The 25,871-nt window shown below is 68.4% G+C and carries 27 protein-coding genes; 8 read left to right on the top strand and 19 right to left on the bottom strand.

Annotation, left to right across the window (positions count from 1 at the left end; genetic code table 11):
* Positions 1–8 precede the first annotated feature (8 nt).
* Positions 9–1,223 carry a hypothetical protein gene (locus ACTIGJ_RS16300; protein WP_439641377.1) on the bottom strand — a complete coding sequence of 405 codons (1,215 nt, stop codon included), beginning with the start codon at positions 1,221–1,223 and terminating at the stop codon, positions 9–11.
* 113 nt (positions 1,224–1,336) lie between these two features.
* On the opposite strand from ACTIGJ_RS16300, the gene ACTIGJ_RS16295 reads away from it, so the two are divergent.
* Positions 1,337–2,008 (top strand): YceH family protein, encoded by a 672-nt coding sequence (locus tag ACTIGJ_RS16295; RefSeq protein WP_439641376.1) that lies wholly within the window; start codon positions 1,337–1,339, stop codon positions 2,006–2,008.
* 28 nt (positions 2,009–2,036) lie between these two features.
* Here ACTIGJ_RS16295 and coq7 read toward each other — a convergent pair whose 3' ends face one another.
* Positions 2,037–2,735 carry a 2-polyprenyl-3-methyl-6-methoxy-1,4-benzoquinone monooxygenase gene (gene coq7 / locus ACTIGJ_RS16290; RefSeq protein WP_439641375.1) on the bottom strand — a complete coding sequence of 233 codons (699 nt, stop codon included), beginning with the start codon at positions 2,733–2,735 and terminating at the stop codon, positions 2,037–2,039.
* Positions 2,736–2,835: 100 nt separating this feature from the next.
* On the opposite strand from coq7, the gene ACTIGJ_RS16285 reads away from it, so the two are divergent.
* From ACTIGJ_RS16285 to ACTIGJ_RS16275, 3 genes are read left to right on the top strand one after another with little or no spacing between them, the layout of a single operon-like run.
* Entirely contained in the window at positions 2,836–4,542 is a 1,707-nt protein-coding gene (locus ACTIGJ_RS16285; RefSeq protein ID WP_439641374.1) for a M28 family peptidase, read from the top strand.
* A gap of 19 nt (positions 4,543–4,561) precedes the next feature.
* Complete coding sequence (locus ACTIGJ_RS16280) at positions 4,562–6,847, top strand: acyl-CoA dehydrogenase domain-containing protein (protein ID WP_439641373.1); 2,286 nt, start codon at positions 4,562–4,564, stop codon at positions 6,845–6,847.
* A 16-nt stretch (positions 6,848–6,863) separates the two neighbouring features.
* Positions 6,864–8,456 carry an FAD-dependent oxidoreductase gene (locus ACTIGJ_RS16275; RefSeq protein WP_439641372.1) on the top strand — a complete coding sequence of 531 codons (1,593 nt, stop codon included), beginning with the start codon at positions 6,864–6,866 and terminating at the stop codon, positions 8,454–8,456.
* Here ACTIGJ_RS16275 and ACTIGJ_RS16270 read toward each other — a convergent pair.
* The 5 genes from ACTIGJ_RS16270 to ACTIGJ_RS16250 form a co-directional block, all read right to left on the bottom strand.
* A complete protein-coding gene (locus ACTIGJ_RS16270) occupies positions 8,447–9,172 on the bottom strand; it encodes an RES family NAD+ phosphorylase (RefSeq protein WP_439641371.1) in 726 nt (241 codons plus the stop codon). The genes ACTIGJ_RS16275 and ACTIGJ_RS16270 overlap by 10 nt on opposite strands.
* Positions 9,132–9,467 carry an antitoxin Xre-like helix-turn-helix domain-containing protein gene (locus ACTIGJ_RS16265; protein WP_439641370.1) on the bottom strand — a complete coding sequence of 112 codons (336 nt, stop codon included), beginning with the start codon at positions 9,465–9,467 and terminating at the stop codon, positions 9,132–9,134. Before ACTIGJ_RS16265 ends, ACTIGJ_RS16270 begins: the two co-directional genes overlap by 41 nt.
* Before the next feature lie 119 nt (positions 9,468–9,586).
* Positions 9,587–10,276, bottom strand: a complete 690-nt coding sequence (locus ACTIGJ_RS16260; RefSeq protein WP_439641369.1) for a SanA/YdcF family protein — start codon at positions 10,274–10,276, stop codon at positions 9,587–9,589.
* Entirely contained in the window at positions 10,273–10,680 is a 408-nt protein-coding gene (locus ACTIGJ_RS16255) for an MAPEG family protein (RefSeq protein WP_439641368.1), read from the bottom strand. Before ACTIGJ_RS16255 ends, ACTIGJ_RS16260 begins: the two co-directional genes overlap by 4 nt.
* Before the next feature lie 119 nt (positions 10,681–10,799).
* Entirely contained in the window at positions 10,800–11,978 is a 1,179-nt protein-coding gene (locus ACTIGJ_RS16250) for a vWA domain-containing protein (protein ID WP_439641367.1), read from the bottom strand.
* A gap of 65 nt (positions 11,979–12,043) precedes the next feature.
* Here ACTIGJ_RS16250 and ACTIGJ_RS16245 point away from each other — a divergent pair, with 65 nt between their 5' ends.
* A complete protein-coding gene (locus ACTIGJ_RS16245) occupies positions 12,044–12,676 on the top strand; it encodes a DNA-3-methyladenine glycosylase family protein (RefSeq protein ID WP_439641366.1) in 633 nt (210 codons plus the stop codon).
* A gap of 3 nt (positions 12,677–12,679) precedes the next feature.
* On the opposite strand, the gene ACTIGJ_RS16240 is transcribed toward ACTIGJ_RS16245, so the two are convergent.
* From ACTIGJ_RS16240 to ACTIGJ_RS16225, 4 genes are all read right to left on the bottom strand, one after another.
* A complete protein-coding gene (locus ACTIGJ_RS16240; RefSeq protein ID WP_439641365.1) occupies positions 12,680–13,198 on the bottom strand; it encodes a TPM domain-containing protein in 519 nt (172 codons plus the stop codon).
* Between the two features lies 1 nt (position 13,199).
* Positions 13,200–14,072 (bottom strand): TPM domain-containing protein, encoded by an 873-nt coding sequence (locus ACTIGJ_RS16235; RefSeq protein WP_439641364.1) that lies wholly within the window; start codon positions 14,070–14,072, stop codon positions 13,200–13,202.
* Between the two features lie 35 nt (positions 14,073–14,107).
* A complete protein-coding gene (locus tag ACTIGJ_RS16230) occupies positions 14,108–14,725 on the bottom strand; it encodes a LemA family protein (RefSeq protein ID WP_439641363.1) in 618 nt (205 codons plus the stop codon).
* Positions 14,726–14,855: 130 nt separating this feature from the next.
* Complete coding sequence (locus ACTIGJ_RS16225) at positions 14,856–15,446, bottom strand: ANTAR domain-containing response regulator (protein ID WP_439641362.1); 591 nt, start codon at positions 15,444–15,446, stop codon at positions 14,856–14,858.
* A 129-nt stretch (positions 15,447–15,575) separates the two neighbouring features.
* Here ACTIGJ_RS16225 and ACTIGJ_RS16220 point away from each other — a divergent pair, with 129 nt between their 5' ends.
* The gene (locus tag ACTIGJ_RS16220; protein WP_439641361.1) at positions 15,576–16,016 is read left to right on the top strand and encodes an RrF2 family transcriptional regulator; all 441 of its coding nucleotides are present in this window, start codon (positions 15,576–15,578) and stop codon (positions 16,014–16,016) included.
* 26 nt (positions 16,017–16,042) lie between these two features.
* Here ACTIGJ_RS16220 and ACTIGJ_RS16215 read toward each other — a convergent pair whose 3' ends face one another.
* A complete protein-coding gene (locus ACTIGJ_RS16215) occupies positions 16,043–16,885 on the bottom strand; it encodes an AAA family ATPase (protein ID WP_439641360.1) in 843 nt (280 codons plus the stop codon).
* A gap of 134 nt (positions 16,886–17,019) precedes the next feature.
* On the opposite strand from ACTIGJ_RS16215, the gene ACTIGJ_RS16210 reads away from it, so the two are divergent.
* The gene (locus tag ACTIGJ_RS16210) at positions 17,020–17,415 is read left to right on the top strand and encodes a hypothetical protein (RefSeq protein ID WP_439641359.1); all 396 of its coding nucleotides are present in this window, start codon (positions 17,020–17,022) and stop codon (positions 17,413–17,415) included.
* A gap of 66 nt (positions 17,416–17,481) precedes the next feature.
* Here the strand turns inward: ACTIGJ_RS16210 and ACTIGJ_RS16205 are convergent, their stop codons facing one another.
* From ACTIGJ_RS16205 to ACTIGJ_RS16175, 7 genes are all read right to left on the bottom strand, one after another.
* The gene (locus tag ACTIGJ_RS16205; RefSeq protein WP_439641358.1) at positions 17,482–18,666 is read right to left on the bottom strand and encodes a phosphoglycerate kinase; all 1,185 of its coding nucleotides are present in this window, start codon (positions 18,664–18,666) and stop codon (positions 17,482–17,484) included.
* A gap of 124 nt (positions 18,667–18,790) precedes the next feature.
* Positions 18,791–19,792 (bottom strand): type I glyceraldehyde-3-phosphate dehydrogenase, encoded by a 1,002-nt coding sequence (gap, locus tag ACTIGJ_RS16200; RefSeq protein WP_439641357.1) that lies wholly within the window; start codon positions 19,790–19,792, stop codon positions 18,791–18,793.
* A gap of 207 nt (positions 19,793–19,999) precedes the next feature.
* Positions 20,000–20,683: an energy transducer TonB gene (locus ACTIGJ_RS16195; protein ID WP_439641356.1), complete on the bottom strand. Its 684-nt coding sequence runs from the start codon at positions 20,681–20,683 to the stop codon at positions 20,000–20,002.
* A gap of 17 nt (positions 20,684–20,700) precedes the next feature.
* Positions 20,701–21,144: an ExbD/TolR family protein gene (locus ACTIGJ_RS16190; protein ID WP_439641355.1), complete on the bottom strand. Its 444-nt coding sequence runs from the start codon at positions 21,142–21,144 to the stop codon at positions 20,701–20,703.
* Positions 21,145–21,148: 4 nt separating this feature from the next.
* Positions 21,149–21,874 carry a MotA/TolQ/ExbB proton channel family protein gene (locus ACTIGJ_RS16185; protein ID WP_439641354.1) on the bottom strand — a complete coding sequence of 242 codons (726 nt, stop codon included), beginning with the start codon at positions 21,872–21,874 and terminating at the stop codon, positions 21,149–21,151.
* A gap of 234 nt (positions 21,875–22,108) precedes the next feature.
* Positions 22,109–23,470, bottom strand: a complete 1,362-nt coding sequence (gorA, locus tag ACTIGJ_RS16180) for a glutathione-disulfide reductase (RefSeq protein ID WP_439641353.1) — start codon at positions 23,468–23,470, stop codon at positions 22,109–22,111.
* Between the two features lie 125 nt (positions 23,471–23,595).
* Positions 23,596–24,156, bottom strand: a complete 561-nt coding sequence (locus ACTIGJ_RS16175) for a thioredoxin family protein (protein ID WP_439641352.1) — start codon at positions 24,154–24,156, stop codon at positions 23,596–23,598.
* 170 nt (positions 24,157–24,326) lie between these two features.
* Between ACTIGJ_RS16175 and metK the strand changes: the two genes are divergently transcribed.
* On the top strand, positions 24,327–25,553 hold the full coding sequence (metK, locus tag ACTIGJ_RS16170) for a methionine adenosyltransferase (protein ID WP_439641351.1): 1,227 nt from the start codon (positions 24,327–24,329) through the stop codon (positions 25,551–25,553).
* Positions 25,554–25,871: the final 318 nt, after the last annotated feature.

The raw sequence follows: 25,871 nt of genomic DNA, 5'->3' as shown, positions 1-25,871 counted from the left end.
CTGTTGCGTTATCGGCCCCGCTGCGCCATCGATCCCAGCGGCGGCGCCAGCGGCAGCTGCATCCAGGACCGCAGCTGGCGACGCCAGTGCCGCAGTTCCAGATCCAGCCACTGACGGGCGCTGATCAGCGGCGGGCCGCCATCGGCCGGCAGTTCAGACGCCGCCGGCGCGGCCAGAGCCCCTTCATCGCGCGCCGGGTCCTCCGGTTCCGCCGCCTCGTCGTCCTCCGACGCCTGGTGATCGCTGCCTTCATCCGCGTCGCAGGCCTCGGCGACATCGGGCGCGTCGGTCGGCGCGGCAGCCTCGCGCGCCGGCCCGAGGAGCAGCAGCCCGGACAGCAGGAAGCTCTGCATTGGCCACAGCCCGGCCGGATCGAGCACCGCCTGGAAGCGCAGGCTGTGCCCGGCCAGCGCTGCCGCCGAGCCGGGATAATCGAGATCGATGGTCGCCTGCGCCAGCTGTTCCAGCGTCGCCCGGATCAGCTCGAGCCGCGCCGCATCGACCGGCACCGGGCCGGTCTGGCGCTGCAGGCTCAGGCCCAGCGTGACGTCGACCTGGCGCTCGTCGAGGCCGTGGACGATGCCGCGCACCAGCACCTGCAGCCATTCGCCCGGACCGCGCGCCGCCGGCATCGCGGCGGCGGCCGCAGCGGCCAGGTCCGGCCCGCCGGCGGCCAGCAGATGCAGGCGACTGGCCGGCTCGCCGGTCAGTCCGCCCAACAGGTCGAGCATCAGCGCGGCAGCCGGACGGCCCGCTGCAAACGGGTCGGGCGGCAGGGCGACGGTCGCTGGCGACAAGGTCAGGCGATCCGCCGCCGGCCGTGCCGCGCCCCATCCGGCGCTCCATCCCACGGCCAGCCCCGCAGCACCCGGGACCACCGGCACTGCGCCGGTTGCCGATGCTGTTGCCGATAACGACGGAGCCAGCAGCGCCGCCGCCGCTGCAGCGGCGGCCGGCGCCACCGGCGACTGCGGTGGGACTGCCGGCGGCGCGATCGGTGACGAAGGCACCGACATCGGCGCGCGGTCGGCCGCGAGGTGATCGAGCGCCGTCCACGGCGTGGCGGCGGCCACCGCCGCCGCCTGCAGCACCACGGCTGGATCGACACTCGCCGTGCGCAGGCCGGCCGCCAGCGCACCGGCCGGCGACGGCGCAGCCGGCGGTGACAGCAGGACAGTTGGCAGGCTGACGATCCGCACACCCGGCTCCGGCAGGCCGGGCACGGCGTCCGGCCCCGATGGCAGGACCCCGCCCAGCCTGCGGGCTATCGGCCGCCGACCGCCCGGCTTGAGCGGCGGCGGCTGCCGATGCGTCGACAGCCGGCGATAATGCCGGCATGAGCGCTCCGATCCTGCTATCCCCGAATGAAGCCCGCGTGCTCGCGGTGCTGGTCGAGAAATCGATCACCACGCCGCAGTACTACCCGATGACCGTCAACGCCGTGATGATGGCGGCCAACCAGAAGAACTCGCGCCATCCGGTCATGAACCTGACCGAGGGCGAGGCCGGCGCCGCGCTGAACCAGCTCGAGACGGAAAAATTCGCGACACGCGACGACCACGCCGGCCGGGTCCCGAAGTGGCGGCACCGCTTCCAGCACCAGCTGCTGCTGAAAGCCCCGACCATGGCCGTGCTGGTGACCCTGATGCTCAGGGGCCCGCAGACGCCGGCCGAGCTGCGTGCCAATGCCAGCGTGCTCAACGGCCCGGCCGATGCCGAGGGCGTGCAGGCCGCGCTAGACGATCTCGCCGACCGGGCCCAGCCGATGGTGATGCTGCTGCCGCGCCTGCCCGGTCAGGCCGCCGCCCGCTACGCGCATCTGCTCTCCGGCAAGCCGGAACTGCCGGCCGCCGACAGCGCGGCCGCAACTGCCCCGACGCCGCGTGCGGCCACCGCCGCGCCGTCCGGCAACGGCATGGAACGGCTGGCGCAGCTGGAAGCGCGGGTGCTGACGCTGGAAGCGCAGCTGGCCGCACTGGAACGCCGGCTCAGCGACGCCGGCGGCTGATCTCAGGCCGGCGCGCGACCGCAGCGGTTCACAGCCGGTAGGCGCCGAACTTCATCACCTGCGAGACGCCGGCCATGATCGCCTTGACCGGCGCCGGCACCGCACTGGCGCCGGCTTCGGCCGCTTCCTCGCCGTGGCGTGCCTCGTCGACCCGCATCGCCTCGACGATCGCCCGCGAGCGGCGATCCTGGCGCGGCAGCTTGCCGAGATGCTCGTTGAGATGCTCGACGACCTGGCGCTCGGTTTCCTCGACGAAGCCGAGACTGGCCCGGTCGCCGACCAGCCCGGCCGCCGCGCCGATCACGAACGAACCGGCGTACCACAGCGGGCTCAGCGCGCTCGGCTGCTCGCCGAGTTCGCGCAGCCGGGCATCGCACCACTGCAGGTGGTTGCGCTCCTCGCTGGCGGCACGCAGCAGGTGTTCGCGCACGGCGCCGTCGCGGGCCACCAGGGCCTGACCGTGGTACAGCGCCTGGGCGGCGACCTCGCCGGCATGGTTGACGCGCATCAGGCCCGCCGCATGGCGGCGCTCGCGATCATCGAGCGGGGCTTCGGCAACCCGCTCGGCCGGATAGCGGGCCGGCGGAGCGGCATCGCTGCGGGTGCCGGCCAGCGGTCCGCGCAACCACCATTTCAGGCCCTTGCCGACCTGCATCAGCAGGCGGTCGGCGGGGGTGTAGTCACGTCCGGTGTCGGCATCGGCTGCCGTGTGTAACGTCGTTGCCATTTGTGGCGCTCCAAGGTTTTTCCTATTCTGCGGGGGTCATACGCCACTCGCCACCGGTTCTGGTGCGCCTCCGTGGCCACCCCCTCTTTCGGAACCCGCCATGAAATTTCCACTGCTTGACCGGCTGACGCCGGTGCTGGCGGTGCTGGTATCGACTGCCGCACTCGCCGAACCGGTTCCCGCCGCCTCGTACTCCGCCGCCGGCCTGCCACCGGCCGTCGCCAGCGCCGCCGCCGGCATCGATGCCGAACGCATCCGCAGCCATGTGCGCTTCCTGTCGCACGATCTGCTCGAAGGCCGCGGCACCGGCAGCCGCGGTGGCGACATCGCCGCCGAATACCTGGCCACCCAGTTCGCGCTGGCCGGCCTGAAGCCGGCCGGCGATGACGGCAGCTTCCTGCAGAAGGTCCGCTTCGCCGGCAGCCAGACGCTCGACAGCACCAGCCTGTCGTTCGTGCCCGGCGGCGGCGAGGCGCTGCCGCTGAAGCTGATGGACGACTACGTGGTGTCGAACCAGTCGCTGACCGAGACCGCCCGGATCGACGCACCGCTGGTGTTCGTCGGCTACGGCATCGAGGCGCCCGAGTACCAGTGGGACGACTACAAGGGCGTCGACGTTCGCGGCAAGGTGGTGCTGGTGGTGGTCAACGAGCCGCCGTCGACCGATCCGAAGTTCTTCAAGGGCGAGGCGCTGACCTACTACGGCCGCTGGACCTACAAGTTCGAACAGGCGGCGCGCAAGGGCGCGATCGGCGCGGTGATCGTGCATCGCGACGATCTGGCCAGCTACCCGTGGTCGGTGGTCAAGAGCTCGTGGAGCAACGAGTCGGTGGCACTGGCCGACGACCCGCGCCAGAAACTGCAGGCCGCCGCCTGGCTGCAGCTGGAAGTGGCGCGGCTGCTGCTGTCGCTGTCCGGCCGCGACCTCGACGAGGCGATCCGCCAGGCCGGCACGCGCGACTTCAAGGCCTTCGAGCTGCCGGTGCGGATGAACGCCACGATCAACAGCCGGGTGCGCCGCTTCGAGTCCAGCAATGTCATCGCGATGCTGCCCGGTGCCGACAAGGGCGCGGGCCGCCAGGCGCTGCTGTACAGCGCCCACTACGACCATCTGGGCATGGTGCCGGACCAGGCCGGCGACAACATCTACAACGGCGCGATCGACAACGCCACCGGCTGCGCCGTGCTGCTGGAGCTGGCGCGCGCCTATGCCTCGATGAAGGCCAGCACCGGCACGCTGCCGCCGCATCCGGTGCTGTTCGCGGCGGTCACCGCCGAGGAAAAGGGCCTGCTCGGCTCGAAGTACCTTGGCGAGCACCCGCCACTGCCGGTCAGCCAGATCGGCCTGAACCTGAACTTCGACAGCTTCGCGCCGTTCGGCGTGCCGGAAAGCGTGAAGCTGCTCGGCTCCGAACGGCTGAACTTCTTCCCGGCCGTGGAAAAGACCGCCAAGGCCTTCCGGCTGGCGATCGAGGCGGATTCCCGGCCGCTGGCCGGCAGCTATTACCGCTCCGATCACTTCAGCATGGCGCGCGTCGGGGTGCCGGCGTTCTCGGTCAGCCTCGGCGACAAGTTCGCCGGCCAGACCCGCGAATGGGGCCAGGAACGGGCCCGCGAGTACACCGCCCGGCACTACCATCAGCCGAGCGACGAATACCGCCCGGACATGGATTTCACTTCCAGCGCCGAGATCGCCCGTTTCGGCCTGGCGCTGGGTTGGCAGGCGCTCGGCGCCAGCACGCCGATCGCCTGGCTGCCCGGCGACGAATTCGAAGCCACCCGACTGAAGAGCGAACGCACCCCGTGACGCCGAGCCCGCTGCGCGCATGACCTACTGGCTGCTGTTCTTCCTGATCGCCATCGTGGCGCTGGCCTACGCCCGCGCCGGCATCCGCACCACCAGCGCGGTGCTGGCGGCCGTGGTGCTGTTCTACGGCGTGTTCGGCGATTCGCTGCTGGCCTTCCTGCTGATGCTGCTGGCCGGCGTCGTGGTGCTGCTGCCGCTGAACCTGCCGGTGCTGCGCCAGGAATGGCTGTCGCGGCCGCTGTTCCTGCGCTTCAAGCGAATGCTGTCGCGTCTCGACGAACGCCAGCTGGCGGCGCTGTCGTCATCCGGCAGCGGCTGGGAAGCGCAGCTGTTCAACGGCACGCCGGACTGGAGCCGATTCCACGAGCACTACAGCGCCCAGCTGACGCCGGACGAGCGCAGCCTGCTGGACGGCCCGCTGGCCGAGTTCTGCAGCCGCTACACCCGCGATCCCGAGGCCGGCCCGGCCACCCAGGCGCGGCTGCGCGCCTACGGCCTGCACGGACTGGCGATCGACAGCCTGCACGGCGGGCGCGGCCTGTCGGCGCTGGCCCACGCCGCCGCGCTGACCCGCCTCAGCGCCAGCATCAGCCGGCGGCTGGCGCAGCGGGTCGGCGCCACCGCGCGGCTGGCCTGGATCGACGCGCTGCAACGACATGGCACCGCCGCCCAGCAAAGCCAGTGGCTGCCGATGCTGGCGGCCGGCGCCCACCTGCAGACCGCCGAAGCCGGCGACGTGGTCGGCGATGCGCGCGTCGAAGCCGGCCCCGACGGCCCGCTGCTGCAGCTGGAGCTGAACATCGAGGTCGACGCGGACGCCGACATCGTCGGCCTGTGCGTCGACCTGCGCGATCCGGACGGCCGGCTCGGCCGCGATGCCGCGATCGGCCCAACCTGGCTGCTGATCGACGCGGCCACGCTGCGCGCGGCGCCGAACCGACTGCGGGTCGGCTTCGACGCGGTGATCGGCGGCGGCGAGCGGATCGGCGCAGCCGCCCGCCATGCAGCGGAAAGCATCGCCGTCGCCGATGCCGTCGCGCCGGTCGCGATCCACGCCGGCTGCGCCACCGCGCTGGCGCTGGCCAGCGGCAGCATCGCCCGCCTGCGCCTGCCGTTCGGCGAACCGCTGGGCAGCCGGGTGATCGCCGAGGAAGCGCTGGCCACGCTGGCCGCCCGCGCCTGGTCCGCACAGGCGCTGGCCACCGCCACGGCGCGCGCCGTCGATCGCGGCGAAAAGCCCTACGCCGCCGCCGCGTTCGCCCGCACCCTGGGCCTGCTGCAGGCGCGCGAATGCGCTGCGGCGGCGCGCGATCTCGGCATCGACCGGACGCTGCTCGCGCCCCGGGTCGAGGACGTCGACGCCGAGCCGGACGACGGCGGCGAGCCGACGCTGCTGGCGCGTCCGGACGTCTATAGCGCCTGCGTGCTGCGCAGCCACGCGGCCTTCATGGCGGCGCTGGCGGCCGCCCAGGACCCGAACCCGGCCACGGCGCTGACGCGCTTCGACGACGCGCTGTGGACCCACGTCGGCCACCTGTTCGGTACTGCCACCCAGGCCTTCGCGCTCGGCCTGACCGCCGGCAGCAGCCTGTTCGGCAGCAGCACCACCGAAGCCCAGCATCTGCGCCGGATCAACCGCTACAGCGCGGCGCTGGCGTTCGCCGCCGATGTCGCGCTGAGCCTGCTGGCCCGCGAGCTGGGCTCGCGGCGGCCGTACACGGCGCTGCGGGCGATGCGCGAGGCTTCCCGGCGCAGCCTGACCACCTGGCTCGGCGACGCGCTGGCCCAGCTCTATCTGGCCAGCGCGGCGCTGCGCCAGTTCGACGAGGGCGGCGCGCATGCCGACGAGCGCGCCGTGCTGGAACTGATCTGCACCGAGGCCTTCGCCGCCTGCGAGGAAGCGCTGGACCGGCTGATCCGCCACCTGTCATCGCCGCTGCTGGCGACGCTGACCCGGCTGATCGTGATGCCGCTCGGCGCCAGCCGCCGTGCGCCGCGTGAAGTCACCCAGCGCAACGTCGCCGCGCAGCTGCAGGGCGACAGCCGGCTGCGTGAACGCCTGTCCGAAGGCGTCGGCCTGCCGGCCGATGCCAGCGCCTGGCCGCTGATCGACGAGGCGCTGCGGCTGCAGGCCGACGCCGCCGGCGCCGAGGAGCAGCTGGCCCGGCAGGCCGCCAGCCGGCCACCACGGCATCTGCCGACCCGGATCCGCGACGCGCAGCGCGATGGCCTGATCGACGAACAGCAAGCCCGGCAGCTGCAGGACTGGCTGCTGGCCGCGCGCCGGATTCACCCGCCCCGCTAAAACCCGACGTTCCGCCATGCCTGCCCCGACTCGCGCCGCCTTTCCGCTGATCCGCAACCTCACCGCATTGCAGGACGGCCCGTTCGACCTGCTGGTGATCGGCGGTGGCATCTACGGCGCGTGGACCGCAGCCGACGCCGCCCAGCGCGGCCTGAAGGTGGCGCTGATCGAGCGCGACGACTGGGGCGCGGGCACTTCGCAGTCGTCGTCGAAGCTGATCCACGGCGGCCTGCGCTACCTGGAGCACTACGAATTCGCGCTGGTCCGCCATGCGCTGGCCGAGCGTCGCGTGCTGTCGCGGCTGGCGCCGCACCTGGTGCGGCCGCTGAACTTCGTGGTGCCGGTCTGGAAAGGCGCCCGCGTCGGCCGCATGCAGCTGCTGGCCGGGCTGACGCTGTATGACTTCCTGGCCACCGGCAAGCAGCCGGTGCCGCGCTTCAAGTCGTTCTCGCGCAAGAAGTTGCTGGCCGCCCATCCCTACCTGGACGAAGCCGGCCTGAAAGGCGGCCTGCGCTACGGCGACTGCCAGGAGGACGACGCCCGGATGACGCTGTTCGTGGTCGCCGCCGCCCAGGCTGCCGGCGCGGTCTGCGCCAATGCGGTGGCCGCCGACGAACTGCTGTTCGATCGCGACCGCTGCGTCGGCGCGCAGCTGCGCGACACCGAAACCGGCGAGCGCTTCGCGCTGCGCGCGGCCTGCGTGGTCAACGCCGGCGGGCCGTGGGCGCACCGGCTGCCCGGCGCCGCGCCGCCGGCCGTCAAGCTGGTCAAGGGCGTGCATCTGGTGCTGCCGGCGATTCCAGGCCTGGAAGACGCCTTCCTGCTGACCGCGCCCAGCGACGGCCGAGTGTTCTTCGTGATTCCGTGGAACGGCAGGACGCTGGTCGGCACCACCGAATCGCAGGTCGAGGACGCCACCGGCATCGCGGTCGAGGACGCCGAGGCGCGCTATCTGCTCGACGCCGTCAACGCGCTGATGCCGGGTCTCGGCTGGACGCCGGACCAGGTTATCGCCCGCTTCGCCGGCGTGCGCAGCCTGCAGGCCGAGGACGCCGACAGCCTGGCCGCCGTCAGCCGCGAATTCACCGTGCTGACGCCACGTCCGGGGCTGGTCTGGCCGCTCGGTGGCAAGTACACGACGGCGCGCTGCGACGCCGTGGAGATCGTCGACCGGGTGTTCGACAGCCTGGGCTTGGCAGCCGTCGAATCGCGCAGCGATCGGACGCCGCTGCCCGGCACGCCGCAGGAGGTCCGCGAGCTGGGCGACTTCACCGGCTGGCAGCAGGAAGCGATCAGCGGCCTCGCCCGTCGCGGCCTCGACGTCGACACCGCCCAGGCCCTGACCTTGCGCCACGGCACCGGCATCCGCAGGGTCGAGGCGCTGCTCGATGAAAACCCCGCCTGGTGCGCGCGCATCCACCCGGATGCTCCGTACCTGCGCGCCGAAGTGGTGCTGGCGGTTCGCGACGAGATGGCGCGCCGGCCGGACGACGTGGTGCGCCGCCGGATGCCGCTGAGCCTGATCGTGCCCGATGCTCCCGGCTGGCGGGCGACCGTAGCGGCGCTGATGGCTGAGGCGGGCGCGCCGGTCGCAGCCCGTCAGGCGTAGTCGAACTCCAGCGCTTCCGCCCGGCCAGGCCGGCTGCCGGCGCGGATCCACGAGGCGCGCCGGGCGTCGACGCTGAGGAACCAGGTCTGCCGCGTGCCGATGCCGCGACCGGCGGCGAAGGCCCGGCAATCGAGTACGGCGGCGCAGGGCGCGTGGTCCGGGTCGCGCACCGAGCGATACCGGATCAGGCGGATGTCGGCGGCCCGCGCGCTGCGCGCCAGCTGGCGGCACGGCTGGTAGTCGTCCGGGTGCATCCAGAGCGCCGTGTCGGCGGCCAGCGGCGCGGCGGTGAGATCGAGCGCCAGTCCGCTGGCGGCAGCGCGGAACAGCGTGTGGGCAATGCCGGCCAGCGCCTGCAGCCCGTCGCTGTCGGCGACGAAGCGGCAGCGCCAGTAGCCGACTTCGGCGCAGGCCGCCGCCACCGTGTCGGCCCCGTACCAGACACCGGGATCGGTGCGGTCGCGGAAGCGCGAGCCATAGCGGCCGGACGGATAGCGGAACGGCGTGAACAGCAGGTAGTCGAGCGCGCGGCAGGCCTCCGGAATCGCCGGCTTGGCGGCTTCGAGCAGGTCTTCGAGCAGCGCCTGCTCGGCACTCGAATCGACCAGCGCCCGGGTGGCCACCACATGCTGCGCTTCCACCGCCCGCCACAGCGCCAGTTCGGCGACCGTGGCCTCAGATGCGAGAGCGCGAGGCGTCCAGGTAGTGGAGGACATCGATCAGCCCCTCGCAGTTGCCGAGCAGCTTGGCCGGCTCGCCGCCGAGCGCGGCGTTGCCGGAATGCAGCCAGGCCTGCATCGCATCGGTCTTGCCGCCGGTGATCGCATCGAGCGAGCGATAGACGCGGACCAGCAGGGCTGCCAGTTCCCAAGGCTTGGTGTCCGGGCTCAGGCGCCAGCTGCCGGCGTGCAGCCGCGACGCCGTCGCCGGACTCAGGCCCAGGGTGCGCGCCAGCTGGGCCTGCGACAGCCGGAGCCGCTCGGCGGCCCGGACCACGGCCTTCGAAAGCACGTCCGCCGCCTCCGGCGCCGGTACGGCAGCGCGGTAGGTAAGCGCAGGTTCTCGTGTTTCCATGGAAAGAATCGTGAACCTCTCTTTCCTTTATTGCAAGACCGGACGCGGTGGGCGGTTCAGGGCAGCGGCGGTGGCGGCTCGTCCGGCACGGCGTTGACGGCTTCCGGACCGCCGAGGAACTTGGGTTCCGTCGACAGCACGTAGAGATCGAGCACCGCCTTCACGCGGGCGAAGACCTCGCGCAGGTAGGTGCGGCTGAACACGCCGATGCTGTCGCTGGTGGCCGAGTACCCGACCACGCGGATGCCCAGCTTCTTGGCGATGAACACCGCGCGGTAGGCGTGGTACTCCTGGGTGATGATGGTCATCCGCTCCAGGTTGAACACCGCCTGTGCCCGGCTGACCGAATCGAAGGTGCGGACGCCGGCGAAATCCATCGTGATCGCCTGCGACGGGATACCGGCCTTGGTCAGCTCGCGCCACATCTGGCGTGGCTCGTTGTAGGTGGAATCCGGATTGGCGCCGCTGACAATGATCTTCTTGATCTTTCCGAGCTGGTAGAGCTGCACCGCCGCCTCGATGCGACCGTAGAACTGCGGGTTCGGCCGGCCGTTGCGGGCGTAGGGGCTGCAGCCGAGCACGAGGCCGACCTCGTTGTCCGGCAGCAGCGACCAGTTCGAATAGACGTAGGCCTCGGAGTTGTTGACCACCCAGTTGTTGATCAACAGCATCAGCCCGGCCGCCAGCGCCGCGACCCAGATCAGGCCGCGGCGCAGGCGTCGACGCGTGGAAGCCTTCAGCTTCAAGCCAGCAGCCCGTAGAACATCAGGCCGAAGCAGACCAGCTGCACGGCCCAGAACGTCGCGCGGGCCAGCACCAGCGGCGTGTTGACGCCGAGGATGTGCACCAGGCTCTGGCCGACACGGGCATAGACGACATACATCGCGAGCCCAGCGGTCGCCTCCGGCTTGCCGACCGCAGCGGCAGCGAGCACCAGCACGGCGAAGATCGGCAGGTTTTCCAGCGTGTTGGCATGAGCATCGGCAACGCGCTGGATGAAGCCCGGATCATTCGGGTTCTTCGACCCGCGCGGCCACGAAGTGATCGGCGTGCCGGTCAGCAGCGCCACGCCTCGGTAGGCGAACACGGTCAGCACCAGCAGGAAGGCCCAGCCGGTGAACAGCAGCAATGCATGCACTGAGACGGTCATTCTTGTTCTCCCGTTTTATGCGCTGCGAGGATGCAGCGAGCAGCGACTATAGGTGGCGACGGAAGACTCGGAAACCGTTGAATTTCGGCCGCCGATCTTCAGCGCAGCAGATCGACCGCTCAATGGCTCAGCCGCTTGATCGCCTTGTCGAGCCCAGACAGCGTCAGCGAGAACATCCGGTCCTGCCCCATCAGTTCCAGCGCGGCGGTGATCGACGGCGTGTACTGCCAGCGCTCCTCGTGCTCGGGGTTCAGCCAGACGGTGCGCGGATAGGCATCGAGCAGCCGCTTGAACCAGACCGCGCCAGCTTCCTCGTTCCAGTGTTCGACGCTGCCACCCGGATAGAGAATCTCGTACGGGCTCATCGTCGCGTCGCCGACGAAGATCACCTTGTAGTCCGGCGTGTACTTGCGCAGCACGTCGAACAGCGGGATGCGCTCGGCGTGGCGGCGGCGGTTGTCCTTCCAGACCGATTCGTAGATGAAGTTGTGGAAGTAGTAGTACTCCAGGTGCTTGAACTCGGTCTTGGCGGCCGAGAACAGTTCCTCGCAGACCTTCACATGCGGGTCCATCGAGCCGCCGACGTCGAGGAACAGCAGCACCTTCACCGCATTGTGGCGCTCCGGCACCATCTTGATGTCGAGCCAGCCGGCGTTGCGGGCGGTCGAGGAAATGGTGTCATCGATGTCGAGCACGTCCGGCGAACCCTGGCGCGCGAACTTGCGCAGCTTGCGCAGCGCCACCTTGATGTTGCGGGTGCCGAGTTCGACCTGATCGTCGAGATTCTTGAACTCGCGCTTCTCCCAAACCTTGGCGGCGCGCTTCTGGCCGCCTTCGCCGCCGATCCGCACACCTTCCGGATTGAAGCCGGAATTGCCGAACGGCGAGGTCCCGCCGGTACCGATCCACTTGTTGCCGCCCTGGTGGCGCTCCTTCTGTTCCTCAAGCCGCTTCTTCAGCGTTTCCATCAATTCCTCGAAACCGCCGAGCGAGGCGATCTTGGCCTTCTCCTCGTCGCTCAGCAGCTTTTCCATCTCGCGCCGCAGCCATTCGTCCGGAATCGCGCCGCCGAGCAGGTCGAACATCGATTCCACGCCCTTGAAGTAGGCGGCGAAGGCACGGTCGTAGCGGTCGTACTGGCTTTCGTCCTTGACCAGCGTCATCCGCGCCAACAGGTAGAAGTCGTCGATCGAATAGACGACGACGTGCTTCTTCAGCGCTTCGAGCAGGGTCAGGAACTCGCCGAGGCCCGGCTTGAGGCCGGCGGCACGCAGGGTCAGGAAGAATCCGAAAAGCATGGCAGTCGGGGCGAAAAGGGTTCTGCGGCATTCTACCGTCACCACTCGCCTGCCCTGCCGCCACCATGATCAAACCCGACACGATGCGCGCCGCCGAAGCGCATCTGCGCGCCGCCGATCCCCGCCTCGCCCGGCTGATCGACCGTCACGGCCCATGCACCATCGGCAGTCGCCGTCGCGATCCGTTCCACGTGCTGTGCAGCTCGATCATCGGCCAGCAGCTATCGATCAAGGCCGCCGACACCATCCAGGCCCGGGTCGCGGCGCTGACCGGCGCCGGCAAGCGCTTCCTGCCGGATCACTTCCTGGCCGCCGATCACGACGCACTGCGCAGCTGCGGGCTGTCGAACGCCAAGGCCAAATGGCTGCGGGCGCTGGCCGAAGCCAAGTCCGACGGGCGGCTCGATTTCGCGACGCTGAAGAAGCTTGATGACGAGGCGGCGATCGAGGTGCTCGACGCCCTGCCCGGCATCGGCCGCTGGACGGCCGAGATGTTCCTGATCTTCGCGCTCGACCGGCTCGACATCTTTTCGCTCGGCGATGTCGGCCTGCGCAATGGCCTGAACCGCCTGCACAACAGCGGAGCCAAGCTCGACGACGCCGAATCCCTGGCGCGCGTCGCCTGCTGGGCGCCGTATCGCTCGGTCGGCAGCTGGTATCTGTGGCGGGTGCTGGAGGCCGATGTCGTAGTGCCGTAGCCGCTACCGCAGGATCAGCGGCGCATCCGGCAGTTCGTTGCCAGCGTCCGGCCGGCCGGATTCGTGGCGGGCCAGCACGTCGGCCACCGTTTCGATGCCGGCGATCGCGCCGTCGGCGTAGCGGCCGGCGCGGAAGTGCTCGCGCATGCGCCGGCAGGCGAGCTGCCATTCGGCCGGATCGACGCGGCCATCGCCGACGCCGCGATCGGCGACGATCTCGACCGCGTGGTCGGCGTACAGCAGGTAGATCAGCACGCCGTTGTTGTGTTCGGTGTCCCAGACCCGCAGGCGCGAGAACACCTCGAGTGCCCGTTCACGCGGCGTCAGGCCGGACCACAGCTCGCGCGGTTCGAGCGCTGCCTCGATGACGAAGCGGATCTCGCCGGCATGGCGACGTTCGCAGCTGCGGACGGCCTCGGTGATGCGCGCCATCACCGTCGGCGGGAAGGCGCGACGCACCGTCAGCGTGCCGGTCGACAGATGCCGGAACCAGCGGACCAGCGGATGGGATGTAGAGGGCATCTCACCAGTCTCCCGAAGCACCGCCGCCGCCGAAACCGCCGCCACCACCGCTGAAACCGCCACCGCCGCCCAAGCCCCCGCCGCCCCCGAAGCCGCCGCCGTAGAAACCGCCACCACCGCGGCGGCCACCACTGCTCCAGGCGATGGCCGCGAAGATGGCGGCCACGATGGCGATCACCACACCGGCCGCCAGCGAGGCCAGCACCAGCGTGCCGATGAAGCCGAGGATGCCGCCGACGCCCAACGAGGCGATGCCAGTGCCGAGCACGCGACGGACCGCACTCATCAGCCCCCAGACGATGATGAAGGCGACGAACAGCAGTTCCAGCGGCGGATGCTTTGATGACCCCGAGGCGCCACGGCCGGGTTTCGGCGCCGGCAGCGCTTCGCCGTTGACCACGGCGATCATCCGGTCGATGCCGGCATTGATGCCGCCGGCGTAGTCGCCGCTGCGGAATTGCGGGGCGATGTCCTCGCGGACGATGCGCTTGGCGATGGCATCCGGCAGTGCGCCTTCGAGCCCGTAGCCGACCTCGATGCGCAGCTTCCGGTCGTCCTTGGCAACGATCAGGATGGCGCCGTCATCGACGCCCTTGCGGCCCAGCTTCCAGGCCTCGGCCACGCGGATGCCGTACTGCTCGATGGTCTCCGGCTCGGTGCTGGCGACGATCAGCACGGCGATCTGGCTGCCCTTCTCCGCTTCAAGCGCGGCGAGCTTCGCCGTCAGCGCCGCCGCATCGGCGGGCGCCAAGGTGCCGGTCTGGTCGATGACCCGCGCCGTCAGCGGCGGCACCGGAGCCTGGGCCCGCGCCGCGCCGCCGACCAACAGCAGCGCAGCGGCCAGCAGCGGCCTCCACCCGGTCCAGATGATCATCGGCAGCGCGCAGCTGGCGATGGCGAGCGCGCCGATCAGGGTGCCGGCGCCGGCGCCGGGCTGGCGCCGAAATCAACCTTCGGCGCGCTGGAAATCGCTTTCTCGTTCTCGACCTCGAAGCTCGGCTTGGTCTTCGCTCCCGTGGCCATCGCGGTCAGGTTGGTCGGGAAGCTGCGCACGGTGATGTTGTAGGCGGCCACCGCATCGATGTAGCGCTTGCGGGCCACGGTGATGCGGTTCTCGGTGCCTTCGAGCTGCGCCTGAAGATCGCGGAACAGACCGTCGGACTTAAGCTGCGGATAGTTCTCGGTGACCACTAGCAGTCGCGACAGCGCGCCGCTCAGTTCGCCCTGCGCCTGGGTGAATTTCTGGAACGCCGCCGGATCGTTCAGCAGTTCCGGCGTCGCGTTGATGCCGCCCACCTTGGCGCGCGCCTCGGTGACGCCGAGCAGCACATCCTTTTCCTGCGCGGCGAAGCCCTTCACCGTCGACACCAGGTTGGGCACCAGATCGGCGCGTCGCTGGTACTGGTTCAGCACTTCGGCCCAGGCCGACTTGATCTGCTCATCCTGCGATTGCAGCGTGTTGTAGCCACAGCCGGACAGCACCAGCGTGGCGGCGATCATCAGCAGTGCGGAAAGGCGGTTCAGCATGCGGCTCTCCCGGAAACGTGGACGGAGACTTGGACGGACGCGTGGGCGATCGGCATCAGCTGCCGATTTTCTGAATTTGGGGACGCCCTGCAGCCAGTCAAGCCGCCGGTCGACACGCCGGTCGGCCGCTTCAGATCGCCAGCGCCGCTTCGAGCAGCTGACGCGACAGCTCGCCGATCGGCTGCTTGCGCCGCATCGCCATCGAGCGCAGCAGCTGGTAGGCCTGCTCCTCGTCGAGTTCGCGACGCTTCATCAGCAGGCCCTTGGCGCGGCCGATGTCGCGCTGGTCGGCAAGCCGGGTACGGGCGTCGTGCAGGGATTTCTGCAACTGCTGCTGCCACTCGAACCGGGTGACCGCGACCTCGAACACGGCACCGAGCGAGACCCGGTCGAGCGCGCCGACCACGTAGTCGCTGACGCCGCTGCAGATCACCCGGCGCGTCAGGCGTGGGTCGTTGCGTTCGGCAATCAGCGCCATTGGCCGCGGGTGCGCGCACTGCGAGCGGCCGATCACCGCCAGCGTGTCGTCGGTGGGCACGTCGACGCAGACCATCACCAGATCCGGGCGCAGCATCGACAGCGAAGCGGGCGCCTCGTCGCTCATCGGCAGGCAGCCGACCACGCAATGGGCGTCTGCCTGCAGCGCATCGGTCAGCGCCTGCAGGGGCTTCGAAGCGTCGTGCATCACGGCGATGCGCGCGGCCGGTTTTCGTGAGGTCATGAGCAGCTCCTGGCGGCGACTTTCGATTTAAAGATAGCAAATCAAATGCCATGTTTAGGAGAAATCAGGAGCACCCTTGTCGTCGCTTTCTTTGGCGCTAAGCTTCGCCGCAATCGAATGGAGCCTTGCGTGAGACTCTCTCTCTATACCGACTACTCCCTGCGGCTGCTCGTCTATCTCGCTGGCACCCGCGACGGCAAGCCGGTCAGCGTGTCGAGCATCGCCAAGAAGTACGAGGTCTCGATGCATCACATGCACAAGGTGGCGCAAGGACTGCGCAAGTTCGGCTACATCGAATCGATCAGCGGCCGCAGCGGCGGCCTGCGTCTGGCGCGGCCGCCGGAGTCGCTGTCGATCGGCGAGATCGTCGAAGCGATGGAAGGCAGCGGCCACATGGCCGACTGCGCACGCGGCCCCTGCGCGCTGAACGGCGCCTGCCTGCTGAAAGGCGTGCTCGACCGCGCCGAGCGCGCGTTCATCGACGGGCTGAAGAAATACAGCGTCGCCGACGTGGTACGCGGCCCGACGCTGCTACGGCTCGAACAGCTGCTGGAGCCGGAAACGGCCTGAAGCTTCAGGCCGCCCCGTCGGCTTGTTCAGCTGGAACGCCGGGCCATGAAGGCGATGCGCTCGAACAGGTGCACGTCCTGCTCGTTCTTCAGCAGCGCGCCATACAGCGGTGGCAGGCTCTTCTTGACGCTGGTCTCGCGCAGCGCGGCCGGGTCGATGTCCTCGGCCATCAGCAGCTTCAGCCAGTCAAGCAGCTCGGACGTGCTCGGCTTCTTCTTCAGCCCCGGCAGCTCGCGCAGGCCGAAGAAGGCTTCCATCGCTTCCTTGAGCAGGTTCTTCTTGATGTCCGGGTGATGGACATCGACGATCTTCTGCATCGTGTCCTTGTCCGGGAAGCGGATGTAGTGGAAGAAGCAGCGGCGCAGGAAGGCGTCCGGCAGTTCCTTCTCGTTGTTCGAGGTGATGATGATCACCGGCCGGTTCTTCGCCTTGACGAGCTGTTTGGTCTCGTAGACGTAGAACTCCATCTGGTCCAGCTCGCGGAGCAGGTCGTTCGGGAATTCGATGTCGGCCTTGTCGATCTCGTCGATCAGCAGCACCGGCGTCGTCTCGGACTCGAAGCACTCCCAGAGCTTGCCCTTGACGATGTAGTTGGCGATGTCCTTGACCCGCGAATCGCCCAGCTGGGAATCGCGCAGGCGCGACACCGCGTCGTATTCGTACAGGCCCTGCTGGGCCTTGGTGGTCGATTTCACATGCCACTCGAAGTACGGCATGCCCAGCGACTTCGCGACCTCGATCGCCAGCCGGGTCTTGCCGGTGCCCGGCTCGCCCTTCACCAGCAGCGGCCGCTGCAGCGTCACTGCGGCGTTGACGGCAAGCGTCAGGTCATCGGTCGAAACGTAATCCTGCGTACCTTCGAAGCGCATGGAAGCCCATCCGGAATAAGGGAAAAGTGTGTTGGAAGTTTAGCCGAACGACCTGCGCGGCCGCCCCGACGAAGGCTTTGCTAGGATCGTGGCTGACCCCCAGACAAGCCGCGCTGCGGCTGAGGAAACCCGACATGAACAAGCTGATGTTCGCGCTGCTGCTGACGCCTGCCCTTGCCTTCGCGCAGTCCGGCGACAGCGCCTCGCGCATCAAGCCGCGCGAGAAGCCGGCCGATTCGGCACCGGCGAACCTGGTGACTTTCACCCCGTTCACCGAGCTGCAACCGTTCCCGGCGCCGCCGGCCCATGCCTGCGTGCAACCGCCGGTGGCCAAGGCCTTCGCGTCGCAGAAGGAAGCCGATGCCTTCAACGCCGCGCTGAACAACTATCAGGCCTGCGTGAAGAACTACGTCACCGTCAACACGGCGGCCGCCAACGCCCACGCCGAGGCCGCCAACAAGGCAGTGGCCGAAGCCAATGCCTACATCGCCGAGATCAATTCAAAGTTCTCGTCGACCAACAAGCAGTAGCACCGGCTACAACGAATAGGCGGCGACCGGGATGTCCGGTCGCCGCCTATTCGTTGCGCGGGGGCTTCAGCCCTCGGCGCGCGCTTCGAGCGCCGCCACCGCCGGCAAGGTCTTGCCTTCGAGGAACTCGAGGAAGGCGCCGCCTGCGGTCGAGATGTAGCCGACCTGCTCGCCGATGCCGAACTTGGCGATCGCCGCCACCGTGTCGCCGCCGCCGGCGATCGACAGGGCCGAGGACTTCGCGATCGCTTCCGACAGCAGCTTCGTGCCGTTCGCGAACTGGTCGAACTCGAACACGCCGAGCGGGCCGTTCCAGACGATGGTGCCGGCGCTGACCATGATGTCGGCCAGCTGCTTGGCGGTATCCGGTCCGATGTCCAGGATCAGGTCATCGGCCGCCACCTCGGTCGCCTTCTTGACCGTGGCTTCGGCGGTCGGCGAGAACGCCTTGGCCGTCACCACATCGGTCGGAATCGGCACCGAGGCGCCGCGCGCCTTCAGCTTGTCGATGATCCGCTTGGCTTCCGGCACCAGATCGGCTTCGGCCAGCGATTTGCCGATCGACAGCCCGGCCGCCAGCATGAAGGTGTTGGCGATGCCGCCACCGACCACCAGCTGGTCGACCTTGTCGGCGAGCGCATCGAGGATGGTCAGTTTGGTCGACACCTTGGAGCCGCCGACGATCGCCACCAGCGGCCGCTTCGGATTGCCGAGCGCGGCGCCGAGCGCTTCCAGTTCCGCCGCCACCAGCGGCCCGGCGCAGGCCACCTTGGCCTTCAGCGCCAGCGCATGGGTGGTGGCTTCGGCGCGATGCGCGGTGCCGAAGGCATCGTTGACATAGACATCGCAGAGCGCGGCCATCTTGGTGGCCAGCTCGTCACTGTTCTTCTTCTCGCCCTTGTTGACGCGGCAGTTCTCGAGCAGCACGACCTCGCCCGGGGCAACGGTGAAGCCGCCGTCGACCCAGTTCTGCACCAGCTTGACCGGCTGGCCCAGCAGCTCGCCCATCCGCGCGGCGATCGGCGCCAGCGTGTCGGCCGGCTTGAATTCGCCTTCGGTCGGACGGCCCAGGTGCGAGGTGACCATCACCGCCGCGCCCTTGGCCAGCGCCAGCTGGATGCCGGGAATCGACGCGCGGACGCGGGTGTCCTCGGTGATGTTGCCGGCATCGTCCTGCGGCACGTTGAGATCGGCGCGGATGAACACGCGCTGGTTCTTGAGGTCGAGATCGGCGAGCTTCTTGAATTTCATGATCGGAATCCGGGGTTCAGCAGCGGGAAAGCAGGAATCGTCGGGCAAAAGAAAAGGGAACCGGAAATCGCGTGACGATTCCCGGTTCCCCGTTCGGCCTGCCGTGCTGGGCGCGAGGGCTGGCTTACTTGCCAGCGACCACGCGGGCCATTTCGAGGCACTTGTTGGAGTAGCCCCACTCGTTGTCGTACCAGCTGACCAGCTTCACGAAGGTCGGGTCGAGGGCGATGCTGGCCTCGGCGTCGAAGATCGAGGTGCGGGCGTCACCGCGGAAATCGGTCGCCACCACCTTGTCTTCGGTGTAGCCGAGGATGCCCTTCAGCGCGCCTTCGCTCTGCGCCTTCAGTTCGGCACAGATCTCGGCCATCGTCGCCGGGGTGCTGAGTTCAGCGGTCAGATCGACGACCGAAACGTCCGAAGTCGGCACGCGGAAGGCCATGCCGGTCAGCTTCTTGTTCAGTTCCGGAATCACCACGCCGACGGCCTTGGCCGCACCGGTCGACGACGGAATGATGTTTTCCAGGATGCCGCGGCCACCGCGCCAGTCCTTGTTGCTCGGACCGTCGACCGTCTTCTGGGTCGCCGTGGCCGCGTGCACCGTGGTCATCAGGCCGCGCTTGATGCCCCACTTGTCGTTGATCACCTTGGCCAGCGGCGCCAGGCAGTTGGTGGTGCACGAGGCGTTGGAGATCACCGCCTGGCCGGCGTAGGTCTTGTGGTTGACGCCGTAGACGAACATCGGCGTGTCGTCCTTGCTCGGGGCCGACAGCACCACCTTCGGCGCACCGGCGTCGAGGTGCTTCTGGGCGGTGACCTTGTCGAGGAACAGGCCGGTCGACTCGATGACGACGTCGGCGCCGACTTCGTTCCACTTCAGGTTGGCCGGATCGCGTTCCTGGGTCAGGCGGATCTTCTTGCCGTTGACGACCAGGTGGCCGCCATCGATCGACACTTCACCCTTGAAGCGGCCGTGCACCGAGTCGTAGCGGAGCATGTAGGCGAGGTAGTCCGGCTCGAGCAGATCGTTGATCGCGACGATTTCGATGTCGCTGAAGTTCTGCACCGCAGCGCGCAGCACGTTGCGGCCAATGCGGCCAAAACCGTTGATACCCACTTTGACAGCCATGATCTTCCTCTCGAGTCGGTGATCGCCTTGCTGGGGTTGACGACGCACTGCCGGGCGGACAGCGGAGCATCGGCCGCCCGGCGCGGCACTCTCGGCCGGGAGATATCTCGACATTCTACCGCCAGCCTCCGGGGCCGATCACGCAAAAAGCGGGATTGGCGACGCCAACCCCGCTTTTTAGGACCCAATGACGACAGCTGCCGGCTTTTAACCGCCAGAAAGCGTGAAGTTGATCGGCAGTTCGACGAGGAACTCGGTGTACTCCGGGCTCACCGACGGCGGCACCGGCGGGAACTTGCCGATCCGGGTGAACACGTTCCGTGCTTCCTTGTCGAGCTCGGTGTAGCCCGACTTGTCGATGAGCACGACATCGAGGATGTTGCCGTCGCGGTCGATCCGGACCCGCAGCTTGCAGACACCTTCTTCCTCGTTGCGCAGGGACTTCGCCGGGTACTGCACATTCTGCTGGATCACGCCCTGCAGCGTGTTGTAGTACGAGGTCGGCACGCCGACCTTCGGACCGCTGGGCGCCGGCGGAGCCGGTGGTGCTGGCGGCGCCGGCGGTGCCGGCGGCGGCGCGGTGACCGGCGTATCCGGCCCGGCCGTCGTCGTCACCACCTCGGGTGGCGGCGGCGTCGGAGTTGGCGTCGGAGGCGTGATCTGCTTCGGCGGAGGCGGCTTGTCCGGTGGGGGCGGAGGCGGCGGTGGTGGGGGTGGCGGAGGAGGCGGCGGTGCCAGTTCGACGATCACCTGCTTCTTCGGTGTCGGCGCAACGTTCACCGTCGGGCGCACTAGGTTGATCAGGTACAGGATCAGCGTCGCATGGAAGATGATCGAAAAGACCATCGCCGTGCTCAGCGATTTCTTGCCCTTCTTGGACGGATTGCTCACTGGGGATAGCTCCAGCCCTATTGCTGGGCTTCGGCCATCAACGAGACCTTGTAGAACCCGGATGCCCCGACAAGACTGATCAATTCGACGACCTTGCCGTATTCCACGCCCTTGTCGGAGCGGATGTAGACGAGATTGTCGGCCTGCTTCACGGAAATCGCGCGCAAGGCCTGACCAAGCTGTTCGTAGGGCACCTGCTGGGTCAGCGGGCCGTTGTTGATGAAGTACTCGCTCGCGGTATCGATCGAGATGATGAGGGGATCACGCGGCTTGCCCATCTCGTCGAGAGAGGCCTTCGGCAGCGTGATCGGCAATTGCGGCAGCATCAGCGGCGCGGTGACCATGAAGATGATCAGGAGCACCAGCATCACGTCGACCATCGGCGTGATGTTGATCTCCGCGACAGGCGGCATTTCGCCTTCGTCACCGTCCCCGGATGAGACCTTGACGTTCAGGCCCACGGGATCAGCCCTTGCCGGCCGGGGCGAAACGCTTGGCGAGACGGCCTGCATAGATGCCGACGACGGTACCGACGCGGCCGGAGTAGCGGCCCATGTCGGTCGACAGCTTGTTGTAGGCCATGATCGCGGGGATCGCCGCCGCCAGACCGATGCCGGTGGCGATCAGCGCTTCGGCAATGCCCGGCGCAACGGTGGCCAGCGAGGTGTCGCGGTTGGCGCCGATGCTGGTGAAGGTGTTCATGATGCCCCACACGGTGCCGAACAAGCCGATGAACGGCGCGGCCGAACCCACGGTCGCCAGGAACGGCAGGCCCTTGTTCAGGCGGCGGATCTCGTTGGAGAGCTCCAGGCGCATCGCGTGTTCGATGCGATCACGCACTTCGTGCAGCGCTTCGTGGGCGTGCTCGCCCGAGCCTTCGCGCCACTCGCTGTTGCCGGCTTCGACGACCAGCGCCAGCGGGTGCTTCTTCTCGTCTTCGTAATTGATGATGTCTTCCAGCGTGCCGGTCTCGATCTTGTCTTCGAGACGGCCGATCGCGCCGTTGGCCTTGGCCATGGCGATGAACTTGTCGAACATCACCGTCCAGCACCAGAACGAGAAGAACACCAGGATGATCAGCACGCCCTTGACCACCGGGTCTGCGTGCGACACGAGCGTCATGATCGACAGGTCGGCCGGGTTGATCGCACCGGCGGCCTCGGCCGCAAAATTGATGAGACTGGCTGCCACGGGAGGTACTCCGTAAATTGATTTCTGATACGCCGGAAACGTCTGCGCGGTGCCAGCAAAAGATGCACCAACGCGAGCGGCGAACTGGGGAAGCGCGAATACTACTGAGGTGCCGACGCCATAAGCAAGCAAGCCCGTCCGGTCATCAAACCCTCATGAAGCATTTGTTTAACGTCAGTTTTTTTCATTCTGACCGGGCCCGTCGAAGGCCCCGCCAGCGGTGACGGACCCGCTTCAGCGCATCGTCACCAGCTCCTCCGCACTGCTCGGATGGATCGCCACCGTGTCGTCGAAGTCACGCTTGGTAGCCCCCATCCGGACCGCGACGGCGAAGCCCTGCACCATCTCGTCGGCGCCGACACCGATGACGTGGACGCCCACCACCCGCTCTTCCGGGCCGACGCAGACCAGCTTCATCGCGCTGTCCTGCTTCACCTCGAGCAGACCGTAGTACAAGGCCTTGAATCGCGTACGGTAAACCTTGACTGCTGCAGTTCCGTGACAGTCGATCGCCTCGGCCTCGCTGAGCCCGACGGTGCCGATCGGCGGATGGCTGAACACGACGCTGGGGATGTTGCGGTAATCGAGGCGCCGATCGCTCTGGCCGCCGAACAGGCGATCGGACAGCCGCCGGCCGGCGGCGATCGCGACCGGCGTCAGCGGCACCCGGCCACAGACATCGCCGACCGCGTGCACCCCGGCCCGGCCGGTGTCCTGCCATTCGTCGACGATCACATGCCCCGTGGCGTCGACGGCGACCCCAGCCTCGGCCAGCCCCAACCCCTCGGTATTGGCCTGGCGGCCGGTGGCCCAGATCAGCGCCTCGCTGCGCAGCACCTGGCCGTCATCGAGCGCGATCCGCAGCGCCTCGTCCGGCTTCGTGACCGAGGCGACCTGGCGGCCGAAACGCAGCGTGATGCCGTGGTGGCTGCAGGCCGCCCGCAGCTCGTCGCCCAGCATCGCGTCGAAGGCATTCAGCAGACGCTCTCCGCGCACCACCAGCGTCACCTCCGCGCCCAGCGCCTGGAGCAGGCCGGCCAGTTCCACCGCGATGTAGCCGCCGCCGGCCACCACCACCGACGCCGGCCGTTCGCTCAGTGCGAAGAAGCCGTTGGAGTCGATGCCAAGCTCGGCGCCGGGCACGGTCGGCACCCGCGGCCGGCCACCGGTGGCAATCAGCACATGGCGGGCCGCGATCCGCACGTCGCCGCAGGCCACGCGACCATCCGGCAGCAGCCGGCCATAGCCGTTCAGCAGCTGCACGCCGTCCTTGTTCAGGCCGTCGCGATAGATGCCGTTGAGACGGCGGACGTAGGCCTCGCGGCGCGCCACCAGCGCCGCCCAGTCGTGGCGATGCGGCCCGACCGAAAAGCCGTAACCCGCCGCGTCGGCCAGCACGCCGGCGATCTGCGCGGCATGCCACATCAGCTTCTTCGGCACGCAGCCGACATTGACGCAGGTGCCGCCGAGGCGGTCCGGCTCGATCAGCACGACCTTCGCGCCGTACTGGGCGGCGCGGCGCGCCGAGGCAATGCCGCCGCTGCCGCCGCCGAGCACGGCGTAGTCGCATTGCAGGGTCGGCGTCGTATCGGTCATCGGCAGCTCCTGCGGGTAGGGGCGTCAGTCTTGGCGGTGACCGCGTCGACCGGCGTCAAGGCGTAGATCGCGCAGTCGAAGCCGGGCACGCCTCGGGCGCATCGCGGCGTTTCGGGTGGCGTGCTTCAGGCGCGCTTCCATTTGATATTGCAGCCGACGCTCGGCTGCTGGTCGGCGGCGATCGCCTGCCCGGCCAGCAGCGCGTCGAACGCCGCTCGCATCGCGTGGCCGGTCACCGGCTTGCCATTGCCGGGCCGCGAATCGTCGAGCTGGCCTCGATAGACCAGCTGCAGGTCGGCATCGAAGACGAAGAAGTCCGGCGTGCACGCAGCCTGGTAGGCGCGGGCCACGTCCTGCGTTTCGTCATACAGATACGGGAAGCTGAACCCGGCGGCGGCGGCGAAGTCGCGCATCAGCGCCGGCGCATCCTGCGGGTAGTGCTCGACGTCGTTGCTGGAGATCGCCACGAAACCGAAACCCCGCGGCTGGTAGTCCTGCGCCAGCCGCGCCAGTTCCGCCTTCACATGGATCACGTACGGGCAGTGATTGCAGATGAACATCACCACCGTGCCGCTGCCACCGCGCAGCGACGACAGCGAGCGCCGCAGGCCGGCGGCCGGGTCCGGCAGCTCGAACGCGGGAGCGCGGGTACCGAGCGGCAGCATCGTCGACGGGGTCTGGACCATCGGAACTCTCCGGATTCAGGCAGGCGGGCCGGCCGGCCAGGGGCGTGCAGCCCGGCCCACCGCGCCGCATTGTAGCCAGCGATCCCCCGCAGGCCGTCAGGTGCAGCCCCTTGGGGCTTGCTTTACGCTATCTGCCTATCCGCATGACCCGATCACACGAGGAACCCGCAGTGACTCAAGCCACGAGCAGCTATCTCTTCACTTCCGAATCGGTGTCCGAAGGCCACCCGGACAAGCTGGCCGACCAGATCTCGGATGCCGTGCTTGACGCCATCCTCGCGCAGGACAAGCGCGCCCGCGTCGCCTGCGAAACGCTGGTCAAGACCGGCGTCGCGATCGTCGCCGGCGAAGTCACCACCTCGGCCTGGGTCGATCTCGAAGCGCTGGTCCGCAAGGTCATCAGCGATGTCGGCTACAACTCCTCCGACGTCGGCTTCGACGGCGCCACCTGCGGCATCCTGAACATCATCGGCAAGCAGTCGCCCGACATCGCGATGGGCGTCGACGGCACCAAAAAGAAGGAAAAGGCTCCGGAAGACATCGGCGCCGGCGACCAGGGCCTGATGTTCGGCTACGCCTGCGACGAAACCAAGGAACTGATGCCGGCGCCGATCTACTACAGCCATCGCCTGGTCGAGCAGCAGTCGAAGGTCCGCAAGGCCAAGAAGGGCGGCCTCGCCTGGCTGCGCCCGGACGCCAAGTCGCAGGTCACGCTGCGCTACGAGAACGGCGTCGCTGTCGGTGTCGATGCCGTGGTGCTGTCGACCCAGCACAGCCCGGACATCAAGCTCAAGGACCTGCGTGAAGCGGTCATGGAGTCGATCATCAAGCCGGTGATCCCGGAGAAGTGGATCTCGAAGGCCACCAAGTTCCACATCAACCCGACCGGCAACTTCGTGATCGGCGGACCCGTGGGCGACTGCGGCCTGACCGGTCGCAAGATCATCGTCGACAGCTACGGCGGCTGGGCCCGTCATGGCGGCGGCGCGTTCTCCGGCAAGGACCCGTCGAAGGTCGACCGCTCGGCCGCCTACGCCGCCCGCTACGTCGCCAAGAACCTGGTCGCCGCCGGCCTCGCCTCGAAGGTCGAAGTGCAGGTGTCGTACGCCATCGGCGTGGCCGAACCGACCTCGATCTTCGTGACCAGCTTCGGCACCGGCAAGGTCAGCGACGAAGCGCTGGAAAAGCTGGTCCGCACCCACTTCGACCTGCGCCCGGGCGGCATCATCAAGATGCTCGACCTGATCCACCCGATGTACCAGGCCACCGCCAGCTACGGCCACTTCGGCCGCAAGCCCTACGAAGTGACGCTGAACGGCGAAACCTTCACCGCCTTCTCGTGGGAGAAGACCGACAAGGCCGAGCTGCTGAAGGATGCGGCGAAGAAGCTGAAGTAAGCCGCAAGGCTTGCGACAAGAAAGGGACGCTTCGGCGTCCCTTTTTGTTGGCGACAGCTCGAGCGTTCCTGGTGCCGGCTGCCGCTTGCCGTGCCGGCACGGCGCAAGTGCGGCCCCGGTTCCACCGCCGGGCCATTCGCGCCTCCGGCAGGAATGGCGTTCAGCCCGACGCGGCGCATGCGCCGCAAGCTGGTGAATCAGGGGCGTCGAACCGGCGAGACCCCGGCCCTTTCCACCTGCCGGTGGAAAGGGCGTTCAGCCCGACGCGGCGCATGCGCCGCAAGCGTGTGAATCAGGATCGTCAAACTGGCAAGACCC

This window comes from Nevskia sp. (genome assembly GCF_051860985.1).
GTDB lineage: Bacteria > Pseudomonadota > Gammaproteobacteria > Nevskiales > Nevskiaceae > Nevskia.
The sequence above is the reverse complement of the archived record's forward strand: the minus strand, read 5'-3'. Positions and strand labels throughout refer to the sequence as shown.

Excerpts from the sequence above, each read along its gene's own strand:
- ACTIGJ_RS16295 (WP_439641376.1), top strand. The coding sequence starts at position 1,337 with ATGAGCGCTCCGATCCTGCTATCCCCGAATGAAGCCCGCGTGCTCGCG.
- ACTIGJ_RS16270 (WP_439641371.1), bottom strand. The coding sequence starts at position 9,172 with ATGTCCTCCACTACCTGGACGCCTCGCGCTCTCGCATCTGAGGCCACG.
- ACTIGJ_RS16245 (WP_439641366.1), top strand. The coding sequence starts at position 12,044 with ATGATCAAACCCGACACGATGCGCGCCGCCGAAGCGCATCTGCGCGCC.
- ACTIGJ_RS16280 (WP_439641373.1), top strand. The coding sequence starts at position 4,562 with ATGACCTACTGGCTGCTGTTCTTCCTGATCGCCATCGTGGCGCTGGCC.
- ACTIGJ_RS16275 (WP_439641372.1), top strand. The coding sequence starts at position 6,864 with ATGCCTGCCCCGACTCGCGCCGCCTTTCCGCTGATCCGCAACCTCACC.
- ACTIGJ_RS16235 (WP_439641364.1), bottom strand. The coding sequence starts at position 14,072 with ATGATCATCTGGACCGGGTGGAGGCCGCTGCTGGCCGCTGCGCTGCTG.
- ACTIGJ_RS16285 (WP_439641374.1), top strand. The coding sequence starts at position 2,836 with ATGAAATTTCCACTGCTTGACCGGCTGACGCCGGTGCTGGCGGTGCTG.
- ACTIGJ_RS16240 (WP_439641365.1), bottom strand. The coding sequence starts at position 13,198 with ATGCCCTCTACATCCCATCCGCTGGTCCGCTGGTTCCGGCATCTGTCG.
- ACTIGJ_RS16255 (WP_439641368.1), bottom strand. The coding sequence starts at position 10,680 with ATGACCGTCTCAGTGCATGCATTGCTGCTGTTCACCGGCTGGGCCTTC.
- gorA (WP_439641353.1), bottom strand. The coding sequence starts at position 23,470 with ATGACCGATACGACGCCGACCCTGCAATGCGACTACGCCGTGCTCGGC.
- ACTIGJ_RS16225 (WP_439641362.1), bottom strand. The coding sequence starts at position 15,446 with ATGACCTCACGAAAACCGGCCGCGCGCATCGCCGTGATGCACGACGCT.
- ACTIGJ_RS16205 (WP_439641358.1), bottom strand. The coding sequence starts at position 18,666 with ATGAAATTCAAGAAGCTCGCCGATCTCGACCTCAAGAACCAGCGCGTG.
- ACTIGJ_RS16210 (WP_439641359.1), top strand. The coding sequence starts at position 17,020 with ATGAACAAGCTGATGTTCGCGCTGCTGCTGACGCCTGCCCTTGCCTTC.
- ACTIGJ_RS16215 (WP_439641360.1), bottom strand. The coding sequence starts at position 16,885 with ATGCGCTTCGAAGGTACGCAGGATTACGTTTCGACCGATGACCTGACG.
- ACTIGJ_RS16250 (WP_439641367.1), bottom strand. The coding sequence starts at position 11,978 with ATGCTTTTCGGATTCTTCCTGACCCTGCGTGCCGCCGGCCTCAAGCCG.
- ACTIGJ_RS16230 (WP_439641363.1), bottom strand. The coding sequence starts at position 14,725 with ATGCTGAACCGCCTTTCCGCACTGCTGATGATCGCCGCCACGCTGGTG.
- coq7 (WP_439641375.1), bottom strand. The coding sequence starts at position 2,735 with ATGGCAACGACGTTACACACGGCAGCCGATGCCGACACCGGACGTGAC.
- gap (WP_439641357.1), bottom strand. The coding sequence starts at position 19,792 with ATGGCTGTCAAAGTGGGTATCAACGGTTTTGGCCGCATTGGCCGCAAC.
- ACTIGJ_RS16175 (WP_439641352.1), bottom strand. The coding sequence starts at position 24,156 with ATGGTCCAGACCCCGTCGACGATGCTGCCGCTCGGTACCCGCGCTCCC.